Here is a 19140-nt window from a genome sequence, read left to right on the forward strand (position 1 = left end):
GCCCTCTGTGCGCGACCTGTGAGTTCCCTGATTCTCATTCCCCGCTCAGTGAAGCCTCACGACCGCCCCAGACAGCGCCCCGATCGTCATGGTCATGAACGAAACGAACGCGGGAGGCGTCCGGCGCCGGTCGGTCGAGATCGTGGTGCCGGTGTACAACGAGGCCCATGTCCTCGCCGACAGCATCGGCCGTCTCCACGCATACCTCGAGGACTCCTTCCCGTTCCCGTTCCGCATCACGATCGCGGACAACGCGAGCACGGACGCCACCTGGACGGTGGCGACCGACCTGACCCTGCACCTGCCGCACGTCCACGGACGGCGGCTGGAACTCAAGGGCCGGGGCCGTGCCCTGAAGCACGTGTGGAGCAGGTCCACCGCCGACGTCGTCGCCTACATGGACGTCGACCTCTCGACCGGGCTGGAAGGCTTCCTGCCCCTGGTCGCGCCCCTCCTCTCCGGGCACAGCGACCTCGCCATCGGCAGCCGGCTGCACCCGCAGTCGGCGGTGGTGCGCGGCCCGAAGCGGGAGTTCGTCTCGCGCTCCTACAACCTGCTGCTCAAAGCAGGCCTCGGCGCCCGCTTCTCGGACGCGCAGTGCGGCTTCAAGGCCGTGCGCACCGAGTTGTTCCGGGCGCTCGCCCCGCACATCGAGGACACCGCCTGGTTCTTCGACACCGAACTGCTGGTGCTCGCCCAGCGCAACGGGCTGCGCGTACACGAGGTCCCGGTCGACTGGGTCGACGACCCCGACAGCCGGGTCGACATCGTCCGCACCGCCGTCGACGACCTCAAGGGCATGGGCCGGATGTTCCGGGCCACCGTCACCGGCCGCACCCGCGTCCCCGCCGTACCCCGCCGTACCACTGTCCCGCAGAACGTCGCGGTCCTGCCCACCGGGGCGGCCACCGCCACCGACTCCCTGGAGTACGCGTCATGACGACCCTCGCCCCGCCGCCCGCCCCGGTCCAGGACGGCCGGCACCGGTCCGCCGCCCCACCGGTCTCCCGCGCCAGAAGGCTGTTCATGGGCGCCCCCGAGGACCCGCGCTGGGCCCGCCCCGCCCTGTGGGCGATCCTGCTGCTGGCCACCGCCCTGTACGCCTGGAACCTCTCCTCAGTCACCGGCAACACCTTCTACAACGCGGCCGTCTACTCCGGCACCAAGAGCTGGAAGGCGTTCTTCTTCGGCGCCCTGGACTCCGGCAGTTTCATCACCGTCGACAAACCCCCCTTCGCCCTCTGGGTGATGGGCCTGTCCGCCCGCGTCCTCGGCTACGGCACCTGGCAGTTGATGCTGCCGATGGTCGCCGTCGGCGTCGGCTCGGTGGCCCTGCTGTACCGGCTGGTGAAGCGGGACTTCGGGGTCGTGGCGGCCACCATCGCCGCGCTGGTGCTGACCCTGACGCCCATCACCGTCGCCATCAACCGCGACACCAACCCCGACCCGGTCCTGGTCTTCCTGATGCTGCTCGGCGCGGCCGCGCTGCTGAAGGCCGTACGCACCGGCAGGCTGCTGCCGCTGGTGTGGTCGGCGGTGGCGATCGGCTTCGCGTTCAACACCAAGATGATGCAGGCGTACGTCGTGCTGCCGGCGTTCTTCCTGGTCTACCTGTGGGCCACGAACGCGTCACTGGGCAGGCGCATCCGCAACCTCGCCGTCGCGACGGTCGCGCTGATCGTGAGCAGCGCCTGGTGGATGGTGGTCGTCGACCTGATCCCGGCCTCCGACCGGCCCTACATCGGCGGCTCCACCGACAACACGGTCTGGGACCTGGTCATCGGCTACAACGGCTTCGGCCGGATCTTCGGCGCGAGTTCTTCGGTGGGCTCGGCCGGCAACGGTGCCAGCTTCGGCGGCAGTTCGGGTCTGTACCGGATGTTCAACGACATCATGGGCGGCCAGATCTCCTGGCTGATCCCGTTCGCCGCGATCGCCCTCGTCGGCGGCCTGGTGCTGCGCGGCCGGGCGCCGCGCACCGACGCCCGGCGGGCCGCGCTGATGCTGTAGGGCGGCTGGTTCGTCCTGCACTTCCTGACCTTCTCCCTGGCCGAGGGCACCTTCCACCCGTACTACGTCACCGCGATGGCCCCCGGGATCGCAGCCGTGGCCGGCGCGGGCGGGGTCATGCTGTACGACGCCTTCCGCGACGGTTCGGCGGCGATGGGGGTCCCCCCGCGCGAGCGCATTCGAGCGTGGGGGAGGGGCTGGGTGCTCCCGGCGGCCGTCGGCCTCAGCACCGTCTGGGCGGTCGTCCTGCTCCAGCGGGTCTCCGGCTCCGGCACGGCGTACACGGTCGCCGAGGTGGTGGCCGCGCTGGGCGGTGCGCTGGCGGTGGCCGGGCTGCTGGTCGGGCGGTTCATGCGGCGGCAGAGGCTGATGGGCTTCGCGGCGCTCGCGGCGATCGTCGCCCTGCTCGCCGGGCCGGCCGCGTACTCCGTCTCGGCGGCCACGACCGCGAGCACCAACGGCACCAACCCGACGGCCGGCCCCAACACCGGTGGCGGCATGGGCGGCGGTGGCCAGCGGCCGAGCGGCAGCGCACCGAGCGGGACCAAGAGCGGCACCGCCCCGAGCGGCTCCGGCGGGCAGTCCATGGGGCAGCCGCCGACCGGGACGGGAAGCACCGGCACCAGCACCGACTCCAGCAGTCAGTCGCAGTCCGGCCGGACCGCCGGAGGCATGGGCGGCGGCACCCAGGTCAGCTCCGCGATGATCACGTACCTCAAGAAGCACCAGGACGGCGCCACCTGGCTGGTGGCCGTGGCCACCGACCAGACGGCCTCCTCGGTCATCCTGGAGTCCGGTCAGCCCGTCATCTCCATGGGCGGCTGGTCCGGCAGCGACGACGCGATGACCCTCGCCAAGCTCAAGAGCCTGGTGAAGGCGGGCAAGCTGCACTACATCGTGGTCAGCAGCGACGGCGGCCAGGGCACGAACTCGGAGATCGCGACCTGGGTGAAGAAGCACGGCAGCGCGGTGAGCGCGTACAGCGGCCTGTACCGCCTGGACACGTCCGACGTCAGCTGACCCCCTCCCCCGGAAGCGGGCGGGCCGCCGGTGTTCCCTGCCGGCGGCCCGCCCGTGTCGAGAAACCGTGTCACCCACGCACCGGCCCGCACGACCGACCAGGAGCGAACGGCGGCCCTGGACGCGGTCGGAGAGTCCGTCACGCGTATCGCGGCGGAGCTCCCCTCCCCCGTCCGCTGAACCGCCGGGGCGCGTCAGGCGGCCGCCGACGGCTCCCCCGCGACCGGGAAGCCCGCCGTCCGCAGTACCTGCCGGCCGGTGTCCACGGCGAACACCTCGCAGCCCGGGCGGGCAGCGGCCCACTCGACGCCCTCGGCGCCCATCGCGAACGCGGCCGTGGCCACGGAGTCCGCCTCGGTCAGCGAGGAGGCGACGACCGTCAGGCTGAGCAGCCCGGTCGCCGGACGCCCCGTGCGGCCGTCGATGATGTGGTCGCCGCGCTCGTAGCGGGCGGACGTGGCGACCGCCCCGTCGGTGAGTTCGAGGACCGTGCACACCTGGTCGGCGTGCTCGGGGTGCCGTACCCCCACCCGCCAGGGCCCGCCGGAGGCGACCACGTCACCACCGGCGTTCAGCACGAACCGCCGCGCCCCGGCGGCCGACAGCAGGTACGCCGCCCGCTGCACCGACCAGCCCTTGACCACCGCGCACGGGTCGAGGCCCCGCCCCGGCAGCCGTACGTCGAACGCGCCGCCGGTCGCCAGCCGGTACTCCTCGCACAGCGCGAGCACCTCGGCGAGGTCCGGGCTCACCTCGGTCCCGGAGAGTTCGCCCCGGTCGAGCCGGGAGACCTCGCTGTCCGGCCTGAACGGGCTGAACCGCTCGTCGACCTCGCGCAGCCAGGCGAAGACGACGTCCGCCGCGCTCTCCGGGACGTCCTGGTCGTCGATCCGCAGGGAGACCGGGAAGCCCATGACGTGTTCGACTCGGCGCACGGTCAGCCCTTCGCGTCGATCGCGGCCTGGAGGGACTCCCGGTAGCCGTCACTGGTGATCGTCGCGCCGGACACGGTGTCGATGTCCGCGCTCTGTGCCTTCAGCGTCTCCGAGATCAGCACCGGCACCGCGGCCGTCGTCTGCGGATGGTCGGGCTGCTGGAGCATCCGCACCGCGGTGATCTTGTCGCCGTCGAAGGTCACCTGCACCTGGACGGGACCCTTGTCGGTGTTGACGGTGCTGCCCTTGACGACCGTGCCCGAAGCGCCGGTCGCGGAGGTGGACGGGGTCGTGACGGGCTGCTCGGCGGTGGCGGTCGTCGTACCGCCGACGGACGGCTCGTAGCGCCAGACGGGGATCAGGCCCGCGATGCTCAGGGCGACGACAGGTATGGCTCGCTTCACGATGTCTCTCTCATCCCGCCAGGCTGAAACGCTCGAAGTGGATCTGCGGCTTGGGCACGCCCAGGTCTCCCAGGCTGCGCAGCACCGCGTTCATCATCGGCGGCGGGCCGCACAGGAAGACGTCCCGGTCGGCGATGTCCGGCACCAGCTGGATCAGCTCGCGCGCGGCCAGCTTGTCGGGGACCGGCGGGCCGGTGACCAGGTGCAGTTCGGCGCCCTTGGCGACGGCGAGGTCGCGCAGTTCGCCGTAGAGGACGGCGTCCCGGTCGGTGGCGACGCGGTAGAGGACGACCGCGTGGCCTTCGAGGTCCTCCAGGAGGGCGCGGATGGGGGTGACGCCGACGCCGCCCGCGATCAGCAGGGACTCGGTCTTCCGGCGGTGCAGGGTGGTGAAGGCGCCGTAGGGGCCCTCGGCGAAGACCCGGGTGCCGACCTTCAGGTGGCGCAGGGCGGCGCTGCCGTCGCCGGCGGCCTTGGCGGTCAGGCGCAGGGTGCGGCCGTCGGGGGCGGCGGAGAGGGAGAAGGGGTTCGCCTGCCACCAGCGGTCCTTCGTGAGGAACCGCCACAGGAAGAACTGGCCGGCCTGCGCGCCCAGTTTGTCGAGGTCACGGCCGGTGACATGGACCGAGACCACGTTGTCCGACTCGGGGACGACGGCGGAGACCCGGAACTGGTGGCGGTAGTTGCGCCACAGGGGCAGGACCAGCCGGCCCAGGGCCACCGAGCCGAGCGCGACGCCCCACACCGCGTACCAGTACGCCGTCGCGGCGGACGACGCCGTGAAGGTCGTACCGACCGCGACCTGGTGACTGAAGGCGAGCACCACGGCCACATACGTGTAAAGGTGGACGAAGTGCCAGGTCTCGTAGGCGAGCCGGCGGCGGGCGTAGCGGGCCGAGACGGCGCCGACCACGAGGATGATGCCGAAGGCGACGACGGCGCGGAGCACGCCCTCGGTCGTCTCGGCGAGGTCGACGATCTCGCCGATCGGGCCGACGCCGGCGCCGTCGGCGTAGCCGAAGCTGATGAAGACGGCGTGCCCGAGCAGCGTCCACAGCAGGGCGAAGCCGGTCCAGCGGTGCCAGGAGGTCAGCCGGTCCATGCCGATCCGGCGGTCCAGCCAGGGCAGCCGGGCGACCAGCACCAGCTGGAAGGCCATGACGAGGGCGCCGTACAGGCCGAGGAAGCGGCCGATGACGACCAGGGCGTTGGAGGCGAAGCCCGCCTGGGCGAAGAAGTAGGCGACCACGGCCGCGTTCACGGCGAGCACGGCGTACAGGCCCGTGCGGGCCACCACCCTGGGGCGTATCGCCGTGGGGGGCGCAGGGGGCGATTGGACGGTCGTCACGGGTCGGCAGCTCCTTGATCGGGTCCTGGGAGTCGAGCTTCACCCGTCCCTGCTGTCGTTTTCCTGTCTGGCTGCTTTCAACTGGTTATCGATGTGTTCTCTGTGTGGGCACGGGTCTGGCGCCCACCGCCCGGTGGCGCAGTATGAGCGGGTGGAAAAAGTACGACTCCTCGTCGTGGACGACGACCCGCCGATCGCCGACCTGGTCGCGACGGTCGCACGGTACGAGGGCTGGGAGGCGGTCACCGCGTACTCCGGTGAGGACGCGCTGGCCCGGGCCGCCGAGTTCCGGCCGGACATCGTCGTGCTCGATCTGATGCTGCCCGACCTCGACGGCTTCGGCGTCCTCGACCGGCTGCGGCGCTCCGGGACGATGGTGCCGGTGGTGTTCCTCACGGCCCGTGACGGGGTCGCCGACCGGGTCGCGGGGCTGACCCGGGGCGGGGACGACTACCTGGTCAAGCCGTTCGCGGTGGAGGAGCTGATGGCCCGGCTGCGCACGGTGCTGCGGCGCAGCGCGGGACCCGGCTTCCAGCGCTCGGTCCTCCAGGTCGCCGACCTGACGATGGACGAGGACACCCGTGAGGTCCGGCGCGGCGAGCGGCTGTTCTCGCTGACCCCGACCGAGTTCGAGGTGCTGCGCTATCTGATGCGCAAGTCGCCGACCGTCCTCACCAAGGCGCAGATCCTGGACCACGTGTGGGAGTATGGCTTCGGCGGCCGCTCGAACGTGGTGGAGCTGGTGGTCAGCCGGCTGCGCCGCAAGCTGGACGAGGCCGGCGGGGAACCGCTGATCCACACCGTGCGCGGTTTCGGGTACGTCGTCCGGCAGCAGGCGGCCGAATGATCCGGCGGCTGTGGCGCTCGTACCGGAACATGCGCCTGGGCACCCGGCTGGCGCTGGGGCTGGGGGCGCTGGCCCTGGTGGTGTTCGCGGTCGTCGGCTCGGCCCTGACCATGTACATGCGGGACTACCTGTCGGCCCAGCTGGACGACCAGCTGGGGCTGGCCCAGGTGGCCCAGTCCAAGAGCATCGCGCAGCACGGCACTCTCCAGGGCAAGAAGTACTACCACTGGTACTACGCCGTGTACGACGTCTCACACGGCACCCCGGTGCTGCGCAAGCCCGAGGAGACCAGTGACCTGCCCGCGGACATCGGCGACCTCACCTCGGTGGCGAAGGCGCAGATCGTCGCGGGCACGGAGGTGCTGCGGACCAAGGACCTGACCGGCGAGGGCGAGTACCGGCTGCGCGGCTGCGAGGTGGAGCCGGGGGTGGTGCTGGTCAGCGGCGCGCCGATGGACAGCATGGACGACACGGTCCGGCAGCTGGTCACGGTCCAGGTGGTGGCCTTCGGGCTGGCGCTGCTGGCCCTTGTGGTGTTCGGCCGCCGGCTGCTGCGGCACGGCCTGGAACCGCTGAACGACATGGCGCACACCGCCCATGGCATCGCCTCGCACAATCTGACGGAGTCGGCGGCCCGGCTGCCGCTGCGCGCGGCCAAACGGGGCGGCGGCCCCGAGGTCGAGGAGCTGCGCACCGCGTTCAACACGATGCTCGAACACATCGACCACTCCCTCGCCGTCCGCGCGGAGGCCGAGCAGCGGCTGCGCCGCTTCGTCGCGGACGCCTCGCACGAGCTGCGCACCCCGCTGATGTCGGTGCGCGGCTACGCCGACCTCTTCCAGTACGCGGCCGCCAACGCCCCCGCGGAACGCGACAAGCACCTGGCCCGGCTGCGCGCCGAGGCGGCCCGGATGGGCATCCTCCTCGACGACCTGCTGCTCCTGGCCCGTCTGGACGCGGCCGAGGTGGAGACACCGCTGCGGCTGGAGGACGCCGACCTGGCGGAGCTGGTGCGGGAGGCCGCGGACGCCTTCCGGGCGGCGCACTCCGACCATCCGCTGACGGTGACCGTCGGTCCCGACCCGGTCCCGCTCCGCCTGGACCCGGTCCGTATCCGCCAGGTGCTGGACAACCTCCTCACCAACGCCGCAGTCCACACGCCCACCGGCACCCCGGTGTCGGTGACGGTGACTACGGCCCCCGGCTCGGCGTCGGTGAGCGTCACCGACCGGGGTCCCGGCATTCCGTCCGCCGACCGGGCCCGGGTCTTCGACCGCTTCTACCGCGTCGACAAGGCCCGCAGCCGCGACCGCGGCGGCAGCGGCCTCGGCCTGTCGGTGGCCCGGGCCCTGGTGGAGGCACACGGCGGCACCATCGGGCTGGGCGACCGCCCGGACGGCACCACCGTGTTCACACTGACGTTGCCCAGGTAGCCCACGGCGGCCCGGAGCGGGGCAGCGGCGGCGCGGGCAGCCGGCGCCGAGGCCCCGTATCGGCTCGGCGTCACCGTCCGGCGCCAACAACCGGATCCCGGGCGGTACTTGCCGCGGCGCGTCCTTCAGGCCGGCGTCGTCCCCGGGCGCACCGTCACAGGCCCGGCGCCCTCTCCTCCTCCGGGACGTAGGTGAAGCCGCCCTGGCGGGGGTGCGAGCGGGCCGCCAGGACCGCTACGTCGTCCTCGGCGTTGCGGGCGTCGAGGCGGGTGAGGATGGACTCCAGCAGGCCGTCCACGCCGACGGCCGGGCTGAAGTGCAGGTCCGCGAGGCGGCTCAGGGAGCGGTCGATGTCCTCGCCGCGGTGTTCCACCAGTCCGTCCGTGAAGAGGACGAGAGCGTGGTCGGGGTCGAACTGGTGGGTGGCCGATTCGTAGCCCCCGAAGCCGGTGCCGAGCGGCGGGCCCACCGGGACCGGCAGGAGGGAGGTCCGGCCGTCCCCGGTGATCATGGCGGGCGGAAGGTGGCCGGCGCTGGAAAGGGTGACCTGACGGCGGCTCGGGTCGACGCGCACCAGCAGACAGGTGGCGGGTCTGCGGTCCGCCTCGTGGGCGGCGATGGCGTCCATCTGGCGCAGCACCCGGTGCGGGGGCAGCTCGGAGGAGGCGATGTACCGGAGCGAGGACCGGTAGGCGTTCATGTCGACGGCGGCCTCCAGGCCGTGGCCCATCACGTCGCCGACGACGAGCAGGGTGCGGCCGAAGTGCAGCCGTACCGTCTCGCACCAGTCGCCGCCGACCAGCACCCGGCCGCCGGCCGGGAGGTAGCGGATCGACACGTCCAGGTTGGGATGCGGCCGGCCTGGCTCGGACAGCAGGGCGCGTTGCAGGTCACCGGCGGTCCGGTTGACGTGCTCGTACTCGCGGGCGTGCCGGATGTGGGAGGCGGCGCGTTCGGCCAGGAGGGCGAGCAGCTCGGCCTCCGCACGGACGAAGGCCATCCCCTCGCGGGCGCAGACCAGTACGCCGTACTGGTCGGAGCCGCTGGTCAGGGGCACGCACACGGCCGGACGGGTGCGGCTGCCGGCCGGGCGGGACAACCAGGGGTCCGTCCAGTGGTCGGCCGCCGGGGAGCCCGCGTCCCGGGCCACCGCGGTGGCCCAGCGGGCGTCGGGCAGCATGTCGGCGTCGCCGGTGATCGCCTCGTAGCCGGAGACGGTCTCGCCCACCCGCCGCATCACGGCAGCCCCGCCGCCGGTCAGCCGGACCGCCGCCCGGCACAGTTCCGTGCAGGTCGTGGACTCGTCGAGGGTGGTGCCGATGCCGGCCGCGGCCGCCCGCAGCACCCTGAAGGGCGCGGAGGGGTCGGCGCCCGCGACGGGCCCGTTCACTGACCCCGGGCCGTCGGCGGACGCGGGTCCCCTGCGGGACTGGAACCATCGCGCGACACCCAACACCCTCACAGAATCTCAAACAGCGCCCCTGGGGGCACCAGCCATCGGCGCCGCACGGCCTGCGGAGGTGGTGCGGCCGGGCGGCGGGAGCTCCGGCCGCCGCGCCGTCGGCGGCGGGGCGCGCTCACACCCGGGGAGTTCGGATCCGGTGTGCGAGCGGGCCACGGACGGATCCGGCGCGCGGGCTCCCCGCGCCCTGGACGGATCCGGTGTGCGGGCCCGCCGGGCCTCGGACGGGCTCAGCGGCCCGGCACACCGGTTACGCCCGAACGGCGGGCCCGGGAGGGCGGGTCCCCCGCGGATCCGCCGGCGGCGCTCAGGCCGTAGCCGTTGCCGAGGGCCTTCGGGGTGAGATGGCCGGGCCGGAAGGGGTGTCAGGCCTCGCCGGGCGTCCAGGCCGCGACCAGGTCCAGCAGGCCGGGGAAGCGCGCGTTCAGGTCGTCGACGCGGACATGGCTGCGGCGCTCCAGGCCGTACTGGCGCTGCCGGGTGACACCGGCCTCGCGCAGGGCCTTGAAGTGGTGGGTCAGCGAGGACTTGGGGCGGTCGAACCCGAACCATCCGCAGGTGTGGTCGTACTGCTCCGAGTCCAGCAGCAGCTTCTGCACGATCCGCAGCCGCAGCGGGTCGCTCAGCGCCCCGAGCACCGTCTCCAGGCGCAGGTCCGCCACCGCCGGCTCGGGCAGCGGCTCGGGCAGGTCCGCGGGGAGCGGCAGCACCTTGAAGTCCGGCACCCGTACGGACGCCGGACGCGCCGTGGAAGGCATAGGCAACTCCTCATGACCCGAATCCTATGTACGACTCCAATCGTACTGCATGCTATGTTCGAGAAAACTCGTACTGCACCAGCAGGAGGTACCTGTCATGTCGGAGAGTCGAACCGCGCCCGTGCGGGGGGTGGGTGAGCGGGAGGCCGCGGCCGGCGAGCCTTCGGGACCGGCCGCCTCCCCCGCTCCCACCTGGTGGGTATGGCTGGCCGCCTGGCCGGTGACGGCGGTCTTCATCCTGTCCAACGCGGCGACGCCGCTGTACGTGATGTGGCAGCGTGAGATCGGGTTCTCCAAGGGGACCCTGACCGTGATCTTCGCCTTCTACATCGTCGGCCTGCTCGGGTCGCTGCTGGTCTCCGGCGTCGTCTCCGACCGGCTCGGCCGCAAGACGGTCCTGCTGCCCGCCCTGGGGCTGGCGCTGGCCGCCTGTGTCATCTTCGCGACCGCGTCCAGCGTGGCCGCGCTGATCGTGGCCAGGCTGTTCACCGGTATCGCCGTCGGCGCGGTGGTCTCCGCGGGCATGGCCGCCGTGACGGACGTGGCCGGCGGGCACCGCAAGCGGCTCGCGGCCCTGCTCGCCTCCTGCGCGATGGTCTTCGGGGCCGGCCTCGGGCCGCTCCTCGCTGGCGTCCTGTCCGAGACCGTGGCCGGTCCCACCGTCACCGTCTTCGTGGTGGAGATGGCGTTGCTCGCCACCGCGATCCTCGCCGTGCTGCGCATGCCGGTGCGCCGCCCCGCCGCACCCGCCAAGGGCGCGTGGATCCGGGTGCCCGGCGTCCCGCACGGCAACGGCCTGCAACTCACCCTCGGCATCGCGGTGTTCGCGCCCGGCATCACCGCGACGTCCTTCGTGCTCTCGCTCGGCCCTTCGCTGCTGTCCGGCCTGCTCGGCACCACCAGCCGGATCGTCGCCGGGGCCATGGCGTTCGCGATGTTCCTGGCCGCCACCGGGGTGCAGTTCGCCGTGCAGAAGCTGCCCCGGCGCACCATCCTGACCGCCGGCGCGGTCAGCACCACGCTCAGCATGGTCGCGCTCGCCACCGCCGTGCACACCTCGTCGGTCGCCGTGCTGATCGCCTCCGCGCTGCTGGCCGGTGCCGGCCAGGGCATGGGACAGCTCGGCGGTCTCTCGCTGCTCAACCACAGCGTCCCGGCGCAGCGGCTCGCCGAGGCCAACGCGGCGCTCAACGTGGGCGGTTACGTCCCGGCGGGCCTGCTGCCGGTCTCGGCCGGCTACCTCAGCGACGCGATCGGACTGACCAACGGCGCCACCGTGTTCGCCGTCGTCCTGATGGCCCTCGCCGTCATCGGCGGCCTGGTGGTCCTCGCCTCCCGGAACCGGGTCGCCGAGCCCGCGTGACCGGCCGACCCCCGCACACCCCCACCCCCGGGGGGGGGGGGGGCCGCCCCCCCCCCGGCCCCCCCCCCCCCCCCCCCCCCCCCCCCCCCCCCCCCCCCCCCCCCCCCCCCCCCCCCCCCCCCCCCCCCCCCCCCCCCCCCCCCGCCCCCCCCCCCCCCCCCCGCCCCCCCGGGGGGGGGGGGGGCGGCCCCCCCCCCCCCCCCGGGGGGGGCGCCCCCCCCCCCCCCCCCCCCCCCGCCGCCGTGTTCGGGCATCCCGGCTGCCCGCTCTCACCCCTCGCCCGGCAGCCGCGCAGGTCCGAGGCGGGCACCGCGACCGGCAAACGGGCACACCCGGGCAGTATCGGGCCCGCAACAGACCTGGTCAGCCTCGCACACCCGCTGTAGAACTTGCTGCATGGCCCGAACGGGCAGTTCCACAGGGAAGTGGGTGACGAGATGAGCACGTGGACGGCGGAAGAACGCCAGCGCGAGATCGTGCGGGCCGCGCGCGTCACCGGCTCGGTCGACGTCACCGCTCTCGCCGCCACCCTGGGCGTGGCCAAGGAAACCATCCGGCGGGACCTGCGCGCCCTGGAGGACCACGGCCTGGTCCGCCGTACCCACGGGGGCGCGTATCCCGTCGAGAGCGCCGGTTTCGAGACCACGCTCGCCTTCCGTTCGACCAGCCACGTCCCGGAGAAGCGGCGGATCGCGTCGGCCGCCGCCGAGCTGCTGGGCGACGCCGAGACCGTCTTCGTCGACGAGGGCTTCACCCCGCAGCTCATCGCCGAGGCACTGCCGACGGACCGGCCACTGACCGTGGTCACCGCGTCACTGCCGGTCGCGGGCGCGCTCGCCGAGACCGAGAACATGTCGGTGCTGCTGCTCGGCGGACGGGTGCGGGCCGGCACGCTGGCGACCGTCGACCACTGGACGACGAAGATGCTCGCCGGCTTCGTTCTCGATCTCGCCTACATTGGAGCCAACGGCATCTCGCGCGAGCACGGCCTGACCACCCCCGACCCCGCCGTCAGCGAGGTCAAGGCACAGGCCGTGCGCGCCGCCCGCCGGACGGTCTTCGCGGGCGTGCACACCAAGTTCGGAGCCGTCAGCTTCTGCCGCTTCACCGAGGTCGGCGCCCTGGAGGCGATCGTGACGAGCACCCTTCTTCCGGCCGCCGAGGCCCACCGCTACGCCCTGCTGGGCCCGCAGGTCATCAGGGTCTGACACACCGACGACACACCCACGCCCTTCCCGAAGGGCTCTTCCACACCCCGCAATGCCCCATATATCACGATTCCTCCAGGAGCGATCCATGCGAACCCCGAGCCGACGGAGGCCGCGAGTCACACTCGCCATGGCCGCCGCAGGGACGCTGCTCGCCCCGCTGCTCTCCGGCTGCTGGGTCGGTGCGGGCGGGTCCGGTTCCGGCGGCGATTCGATCAACGTGCTGATGGTCAACAACCCCCAGATGACGGAACTCCAGAAGCTCGCCCCGCGCTTCACCAAGGAGACCGGCATCAAGGTCAACTTCACCGTCCTGCCCGAGAACGACGTCCGCGACAAGATCAGCCAGGACTTCGCCAACCAGGCCGGCCAGTACGACGTGGCCACCCTGTCCAACTACGAGATACCGATCTACGCCCGCAACGGCTGGCTGCACGAGATGGACTCCTACGTCGCCAAGGACCCCGGCTTCGACGAGAAGGACATCCTCCAGCCGATGCGCGAGTCCCTGACCGCCGACGACGGCAAGCTCTACGGCCAGCCCTTCTACGGCGAGTCGTCGTTCCTGATGTACCGCAAGGACGTCTTCGCGGCGAAGGGCCTGACGATGCCCGCGCACCCCACCTGGCAGCAGGTCGCCGACCTCGCCGCCAAAGTGGACGGCGCCCAGTCCGGCATGCGCGGCATCTGTCTGCGCGGCCTGCCCGGCTGGGGCGAGCTGATGGCACCGCTGACCACGGTCGTGAACACCTACGGGGGCACCTGGTTCGACAAGGACTGGAAGGCCCAGCTGACCGGGTCCGGCTTCGAGAAGGCGACGAAGTTCTATGTCGATCTCGTCCGCAAGCACGGCGAGTCCGGCGCCCCCCAGTCCGGCTTCGCCGAGTGCCTCAACAACATGACCCAGGGCAAGGTCGCCATGTGGTACGACGCCACCTCCGCGGCCGGCCTCCTGGAAGCGAACGACTCCCCGGTCAAGGGCAAGCTCGGCTACGCCCCCGCGCCCGTCGAGCAGACCAAGTCCGCCGGCTGGCTCTACACCTGGGCCTGGGGCATCCAGAAGGCCTCCCGCAACCCGGACAAGGCCTGGAAGTTCGTGTCCTGGGCGTCCAGCAAGCAGTACGAGGAACTGGTCGGACAGACCAGCGGCTGGTCCAACGTCCCGGCGGGCAAGCGGGCGTCGACGTACACGAACCCGGACTACGTCAAGTCGGCCGCCGCGTTCCAGGAGATGACCAAGGAGGCCATCGAGAGCGCCCGCCCGAACGACCCCGGCGTCCAGCCCCGCCCCGCGCCCGGCATCCAGTTCGTCGACATCCCCGAGTTCACCGATCTCGGCACCAAGGTCTCCCAGGAGATCAGTTCGGCCATCGCCGGACGACAGTCCGTCGACTCGGCCCTGAAGAAGTCCCAGCAGCTCGCCGAGAAGATCTCCAAGGAGTACGAGGGACGATGACCGCGACGACAGCCCCCTACCCAGCGACACCCGTACGCGCCACGCGGCCGCCCTCCGCCCGCCTGCGCGCCTGGGCCACCCGGGCCCCCCTCCTGCCCGCCCTGGTCTTCATGATCGTCGTGACCCAGCTGCCGTTCGTGGCCACGGTGGTCATCTCCTTCTTCGACTGGAACGCCCTCTATCCGAAGGCCCGGCACTTCGCCGGCGTCGACAACTACCGCCAGGTCCTGACCGACGCCGACCTGCGCCACTCGGTGTGGACGACGGTGCTGCTCACCGTGACCGTGGTCCTGGTCAGCCTGGTCCTCGGCCTCGCCCTTGCGCTGCTCCTGAACAACAGGTTCCGCGGCCGGGGCGTCGTCCGCACCCTGCTGATCGCCCCCTTCCTGGTGGTCCCGGTGGCCGCCGCCCTGCTCTGGAAGCACGTCCTCTACAACCCCGAATACGGCCTGCTCAACGGCCTGTTGCACTACGTCGGCGGGCCGCAGCCCGACTGGATCTCCAGCACCCCGCTGCTGGCGGTCGAGGCCGCCCTGGTGTGGCAGTGGACGCCGTTCATGATGCTGATCCTGCTCGCCGGGCTGCAGAGCCGTGACCCCGAGCAGATCGAGGCCGCCCGGGTGGACGGCGCGAGCGACTGGCAGGTCTTCCGCTATCTCACGCTCCCGCACCTGCGCCGCTATCTCGAACTCGGCGCCCTGCTGGGCAGCATCTACATCGTCCAGAACTTCGACGCGGTCTTCACGATCACGTCCGGCGGCCTGGGCACCGCCAACCTCCCCTACACCGTGTACCAGAGCTTCTACCAGGCCCACGAGAACGGCCTCGCCTCGGCCGCCGGCGTCCTGGTCGTCATCGGCTCGATCATCATCGCGACCTTCGCCCTGCGCGTGGTGTCGTCCCTGTTCCGAGAGGAGGCGTCCCGCGCATGAGCAGCCTCGCCCTACACGTCAGGAAGCACCGGGGCCGCAGCGTCGGGCTGGTGGCCTGGCTGGTCGGCATCGTCTTCTTCTTCCCCATCGCCTGGATGGCGCTGACGTCCTTCCACTCCGAGGCGGACGCGGCGACCAACCCGCCCTCCTTCGGCGCCGCCCTCACCCTGGACGGCTACCGCGAGTTCTTCGGGGCGGGCGGCGGCGCGAGCCCCTGGCCTGCGCTGGTCAACTCGGCGGTCGCGTCGATCGTCTCGACCCTCCTCGTCCTCGTCCTGGCCTTCCCGGCGGCCTACGCGCTGTCGATCCGGCGGGTGAAGAAGTGGACGGACGTCCTGTTCTTCTTCCTCTCCACCAAGATGCTGCCGGTGGTGGCCGGTCTGCTGCCGATCTACCTGTTCGCGAAGAACACCGGGATGCTGGACAACATCTGGTTCCTGGTCATCCTCTACACCTCCATGAACCTGCCGATCGCGGTGTGGATGATGCAGTCCTTCCTCGCCGAGGTCCCGGTCGCCGTGATCGAGGCGGCCCAGATCGACGGCGCCCGCCTCCCGACGATCCTCGCGCGCGTGGTCGCCCCGATCGCGCTGCCCGGCATCGCCGCGACCTCGCTGATCTGCTTCATCTTCAGCTGGAACGAACTTCTCTTCGCCCGAGTCCTGACGGGCGTGGTCGCCGAGACCGCCCCCGTCTTCCTGACCGGCTTCATCACCAGCCAGGGCCTGTTCCTGGCCAAGGTGTGCGCCGCGTCGCTCGTCGTCTCCCTGCCGGTGCTCGCCGCGGGGTTCGCCGCCCAGGACAAGCTGGTCCAGGGCCTGTCGTTGGGAGCCGTGAAATGAAGGCCGCCGTCATCGAGTCCGTGGGCCGTGCCGTCGTCACCGAGGTCCCCGACCCGACACCGGGCCCCCGCGAGGTCGTGGTGGAAGTGGCCGCCTGCGGGCTGTGCGGAACCGATCTGCACATCCTCCAGGGCGAGTTCGCGCCCAAGCTGCCGATCGTGCCGGGCCACGAGTTCGCCGGCGAGGTGGTCGGCGTGGGCGCCCAGGTGACCGAGGTGGCGATCGGCGACCAGGTCGCGGTCGACCCGTCCCTGTACTGCCACGAGTGCCGCTACTGCCGGGACGGCCACAACAACCTCTGCGAACGCTGGGCCGCGATCGGCGTGACCGTGCCGGGCGGGGCCGCCCAGTACGCGGTGGCCCCGGTCGCCAACTGCGTGAAGCTCCCCGAGCACGTCCGCACCCAGGACGCGGCCCTGGTCGAGCCGCTGTCCTGCGCGGTACGCGGCTACGACGTCCTCAAGTCCCGGCTGGGCGCCCACGTCCTGATCTACGGCTCCGGGACCATGGGCCTGATGATGCTGGAACTCGCCAAGCGGACCGGCGCGGCGAGCGTCGACGTGGTCGACCTGAACCCGGCCCGGCTGGAGACGGCCCGCGCGCTCGGCGTCTCCGGGTCCGCCGCGAACGCCGACGAACTGGACCGGCCGCGGGGCTGGGACGTGGTGATCGACGCGACCGGCAACGCGGCGGCGATCCAGGACGGCCTGGAGCGGGTGTCGAAGGCCGGCACGTTCCTCCAGTTCGGCGTCGCCGACTACGCGACCCGGGTGACGATCGACCCGTACCGCATCTACAACCAGGAGATCACCATCACCGGCTCCATGGCCGTCCTGCACAGCTACGAACGCGCGGCGGAGCTGTTCGCGAACGGGGTCCTGGACCCGGAGGTCTTCATCAGCGACCGCCTCCCGCTCGACAGCTACCCGCAGGCGCTGGAGCAGTTCGCGGCGGGCGTGGGACGGAAGATCGTCGTCGTCCCCTGAGCCGGATCGCGGTGCCCCCTGAGCCGATCGGGGGGTTCCGGGGGTCCCGCTCTTCGGTAAGGGAACGGTAAAGCGGGGTCGTTCGTTCACGGGGCATGACAGCTATGACCCCTGGCTCGAACATCCCTCTCCCCGTCTCCCGGGTGGCGGTGGACGTCGCCGCCCCGGTGCGGCTCGACGTGTCGGGCCTGCTGCTCACCGGCGACGGCAAGGTGCGCTCCGACGACGACTTCATCTTCTACAACCAGCCCAGCGGCCCGGGTGTGACGTACCGCTCCGGCGGCGGTGCGTCCGCGGACGCCATCACCGTCGACACGGCCGCCGTGCCCCCGGGCATCGAGAAGATCGTCGTCACCGCGAGCCCCGACGCCGCAGGCCAGACCTTCCAGGGCATCGAGCCGACGGCGACGATCCGCAACGCGGACGACGGCTCGGTGCTGGGCACGTTCACGCCGCCGCAGCTGGGCACCGAGACGGCCCTGGTGGTCGTCGAGATCTACCTGCGCAACGGCGCGTGGAAGGCCCGCGCGGTCGGCCAGGGGTACGCGAACGGGCTGGCCGGCATCGCGACCGACTTCGGCGTCACCGTGGAGGAACCGGCGGCGGCCCCGGCCCCCCAGCCGGCCGCCGCCCAGCCGGCCGCCGCCCAGCCGGCCGCCGCCCAGCCGGCCGCCGCCCAGCCGGCCGCCGCCCAGCCGGCCGCCGCCCAGCCGGCGGCCCCGCAGCCGACGGCTCCCCCGGTCGTGGCCCCGCCCGTGCCTCCCGCGCCGCCCGCCGCACCCGCCCCGGGCGCCGGGAAGATCAACCTCGACAAGGGCAGGGTCAGCCTCCAGAAGAACCAGACCGTGTCCCTGGTCAAGGGCGGCAGCCCGCTGCTCTCCCAGGTCAAGATGGGCCTGGGCTGGGAGCCGGCGTTCCGCGGCAAGGACATCGACCTGGACGCCTCGGTCATCGCCTACGGCCCGCAGCGCGACCACGTCGACAGCTGCTACTTCGGCAAGCTGTCCATCCTCAACGGCGCGATCAAGCACTCCGGCGACAACCTCACCGGTGAGGGAGGCGGCGACGACGAGGTGATCGTGGTCGACCTCGGCCGGATCCCCCCGGAGGTCACCGGCCTGGTCTTCACCGTCAACTCCTTCTCCGGCCAGAAGTTCACGGAGGTCGCCAAGGCCTACTGCCGCCTCCTGGACGCGGCGACCGGCGAGGAACTGGTCCGCTTCGACCTCACCAGCGCCGAGGCGCAGACCGGCGTGATGATGGCCAAGCTGGTCCGCCAGTTCTCCGGCGAGTGGGACATGACGGCGCTGGGCGAGTTCGTGAAGGCCCGGACGGTACGGAACATGGTGAAGCCGGGGGCGCAGGCACTCTGACGAAGGCTCGCTCACGCGGATCCGGGGAGGAGCGCGCGGCCGTGGGCGCTACGGCCGCAGCCCCTCCGTGAGCAGCGACAGATACCGCCGGATCTCCTTGCCCTGCCCGTTGGCCAGTTCCGATGCCGTGGCCAGTCCGTGTGCCAGGCGCAGGAGTTCGATCGGCTCGATGTCCGGGCGCAGGGTGCCCTCCGCCTTCGCCGCCTCCACCAGCCGGGTCGCCGCGCCGCGGACCGTGGTGCCGCACGCCGTGACCGCGGCCGAGCTGCCGTCCGTGACCGCCGAGCCCAGCAGCGCCTTCAGGCCGCGTACCTGGATGGTGGCGACGCACAGTTCGTTCAGCCACTCCGTCAGCGCCGCGCTCGGCGGCAGTTCCGCGGCGAACTCGTCGGCCGTCGCCGCCAGCCCCTCCAGCCGCTCCACGAACGCGGCCTCCAGCAGCGCCTGCCGCGTCGGGAAGTGCCGGTAGAGCGTGCCGGAGCCGACGCCCGCCCGCTTGGCGATGTCGTCCAGCGACGCGTTCTCCCCGTGCTCGGCGAAGGCCTCGGCGGCCACCTTCAGCAGTCGCTCGTAGTTGCGGCGGGCATCCGCACGCATGGGTCTGACCTGCGTCATCCAGTTACTCCTTGCGAACCGGGGACTCTCTCCGTATCTTATCGAGCACTAAACGGAGACAGTCCCCGCTTATCGCCGTGTGCTCCACGGGCAGTCCGTCTGCCCGTACTTCACCATGCCCGCGCGGGGGACGCACAGACCGGGAGAA

At 72.0% G+C, this 19140-nt stretch carries 16 protein-coding genes and 1 pseudogene; 11 read left to right on the plus strand and 6 right to left on the minus strand.

Features of this window, described 5'->3' with window-relative positions; translation table 11 throughout:
* Positions 1 to 94 precede the first annotated feature (94 nt).
* Positions 95 to 940: a dolichyl-phosphate beta-glucosyltransferase gene (locus ACGFZQ_RS16850; protein ID WP_393841019.1), complete on the plus strand. Its 846-nt coding sequence runs from the start codon at positions 95 to 97 to the stop codon at positions 938 to 940.
* A pseudogene (locus ACGFZQ_RS16855) lies at positions 937 to 3030 on the plus strand (ArnT family glycosyltransferase). Before ACGFZQ_RS16850 ends, ACGFZQ_RS16855 begins: the two are co-directional and overlap by 4 nt.
* Before the next feature lie 194 nt (positions 3031 to 3224).
* Here ACGFZQ_RS16855 and ACGFZQ_RS16860 read toward each other — a convergent pair.
* The 3 genes from ACGFZQ_RS16860 to ACGFZQ_RS16870 are packed head-to-tail and all read right to left on the minus strand — an operon-like array spanning position 3225 to position 5717.
* Positions 3225 to 3965, minus strand: a complete 741-nt coding sequence (locus tag ACGFZQ_RS16860; RefSeq protein ID WP_393841020.1) for an FAD:protein FMN transferase — start codon at positions 3963 to 3965, stop codon at positions 3225 to 3227.
* A 2-nt stretch (positions 3966 to 3967) separates the two neighbouring features.
* Complete coding sequence (locus ACGFZQ_RS16865; RefSeq protein ID WP_393841021.1) at positions 3968 to 4369, minus strand: FMN-binding protein; 402 nt, start codon at positions 4367 to 4369, stop codon at positions 3968 to 3970.
* Positions 4370 to 4379: 10 nt separating this feature from the next.
* A complete protein-coding gene (locus ACGFZQ_RS16870) occupies positions 4380 to 5717 on the minus strand; it encodes a ferric reductase-like transmembrane domain-containing protein (RefSeq protein WP_393841022.1) in 1338 nt (445 codons plus the stop codon).
* A gap of 91 nt (positions 5718 to 5808) precedes the next feature.
* Between ACGFZQ_RS16870 and ACGFZQ_RS16875 the strand changes: the two genes are divergently transcribed.
* Both ACGFZQ_RS16875 and ACGFZQ_RS16880 read left to right on the plus strand, forming a co-directional pair.
* The gene (locus ACGFZQ_RS16875) at positions 5809 to 6564 is read left to right on the plus strand and encodes a response regulator transcription factor (RefSeq protein ID WP_393841023.1); all 756 of its coding nucleotides are present in this window, start codon (positions 5809 to 5811) and stop codon (positions 6562 to 6564) included.
* On the plus strand, positions 6561 to 7997 hold the full coding sequence (locus ACGFZQ_RS16880) for a sensor histidine kinase (protein WP_393841024.1): 1437 nt from the start codon (positions 6561 to 6563) through the stop codon (positions 7995 to 7997). The genes ACGFZQ_RS16875 and ACGFZQ_RS16880 overlap by 4 nt, the downstream gene beginning before the upstream one ends.
* A gap of 154 nt (positions 7998 to 8151) precedes the next feature.
* On the opposite strand, the gene ACGFZQ_RS16885 is transcribed toward ACGFZQ_RS16880, so the two are convergent.
* A complete protein-coding gene (locus tag ACGFZQ_RS16885; protein WP_393841025.1) occupies positions 8152 to 9387 on the minus strand; it encodes a PP2C family protein-serine/threonine phosphatase in 1236 nt (411 codons plus the stop codon).
* Positions 9388 to 9824: 437 nt separating this feature from the next.
* A complete protein-coding gene (locus tag ACGFZQ_RS16890) occupies positions 9825 to 10217 on the minus strand; it encodes a helix-turn-helix domain-containing protein (RefSeq protein WP_351729100.1) in 393 nt (130 codons plus the stop codon).
* A 97-nt stretch (positions 10218 to 10314) separates the two neighbouring features.
* Here ACGFZQ_RS16890 and ACGFZQ_RS16895 point away from each other — a divergent pair, with 97 nt between their 5' ends.
* The 7 genes from ACGFZQ_RS16895 (at position 10315) to ACGFZQ_RS16925 (ending at position 18377) form a co-directional block, all read left to right on the plus strand.
* Positions 10315 to 11580: an MFS transporter gene (locus ACGFZQ_RS16895; protein WP_393841026.1), complete on the plus strand. Its 1266-nt coding sequence runs from the start codon at positions 10315 to 10317 to the stop codon at positions 11578 to 11580.
* A gap of 437 nt (positions 11581 to 12017) precedes the next feature.
* Positions 12018 to 12788: a DeoR/GlpR family DNA-binding transcription regulator gene (locus tag ACGFZQ_RS16900; protein WP_393841027.1), complete on the plus strand. Its 771-nt coding sequence runs from the start codon at positions 12018 to 12020 to the stop codon at positions 12786 to 12788.
* 88 nt (positions 12789 to 12876) lie between these two features.
* Positions 12877 to 14244, plus strand: a complete 1368-nt coding sequence (locus ACGFZQ_RS16905) for an ABC transporter substrate-binding protein (protein ID WP_393841028.1) — start codon at positions 12877 to 12879, stop codon at positions 14242 to 14244.
* Positions 14241 to 15176: a carbohydrate ABC transporter permease gene (locus ACGFZQ_RS16910; RefSeq protein WP_393841029.1), complete on the plus strand. Its 936-nt coding sequence runs from the start codon at positions 14241 to 14243 to the stop codon at positions 15174 to 15176. The genes ACGFZQ_RS16905 and ACGFZQ_RS16910 overlap by 4 nt, the downstream gene beginning before the upstream one ends.
* Entirely contained in the window at positions 15173 to 16018 is an 846-nt protein-coding gene (locus ACGFZQ_RS16915; RefSeq protein ID WP_382547232.1) for a carbohydrate ABC transporter permease, read from the plus strand. The genes ACGFZQ_RS16910 and ACGFZQ_RS16915 overlap by 4 nt, the downstream gene beginning before the upstream one ends.
* Positions 16015 to 17004 carry a zinc-dependent alcohol dehydrogenase family protein gene (locus ACGFZQ_RS16920; RefSeq protein ID WP_382547229.1) on the plus strand — a complete coding sequence of 330 codons (990 nt, stop codon included), beginning with the start codon at positions 16015 to 16017 and terminating at the stop codon, positions 17002 to 17004. The genes ACGFZQ_RS16915 and ACGFZQ_RS16920 overlap by 4 nt, the downstream gene beginning before the upstream one ends.
* Positions 17005 to 17108: 104 nt before the next feature.
* Positions 17109 to 18377, plus strand: a complete 1269-nt coding sequence (locus tag ACGFZQ_RS16925; RefSeq protein ID WP_393841030.1) for a TerD family protein — start codon at positions 17109 to 17111, stop codon at positions 18375 to 18377.
* Positions 18378 to 18425: 48 nt separating this feature from the next.
* Here the strand turns inward: ACGFZQ_RS16925 and ACGFZQ_RS16930 are convergent, their stop codons facing one another.
* A complete protein-coding gene (locus tag ACGFZQ_RS16930) occupies positions 18426 to 18992 on the minus strand; it encodes a helix-turn-helix domain-containing protein (protein ID WP_351733007.1) in 567 nt (188 codons plus the stop codon).
* Between the last annotated feature and the right edge of the window lie 148 nt (positions 18993 to 19140).

Source organism: Streptomyces sp. NPDC048254 (assembly GCF_043201895.1).
GTDB lineage: Bacteria > Actinomycetota > Actinomycetes > Streptomycetales > Streptomycetaceae > Streptomyces.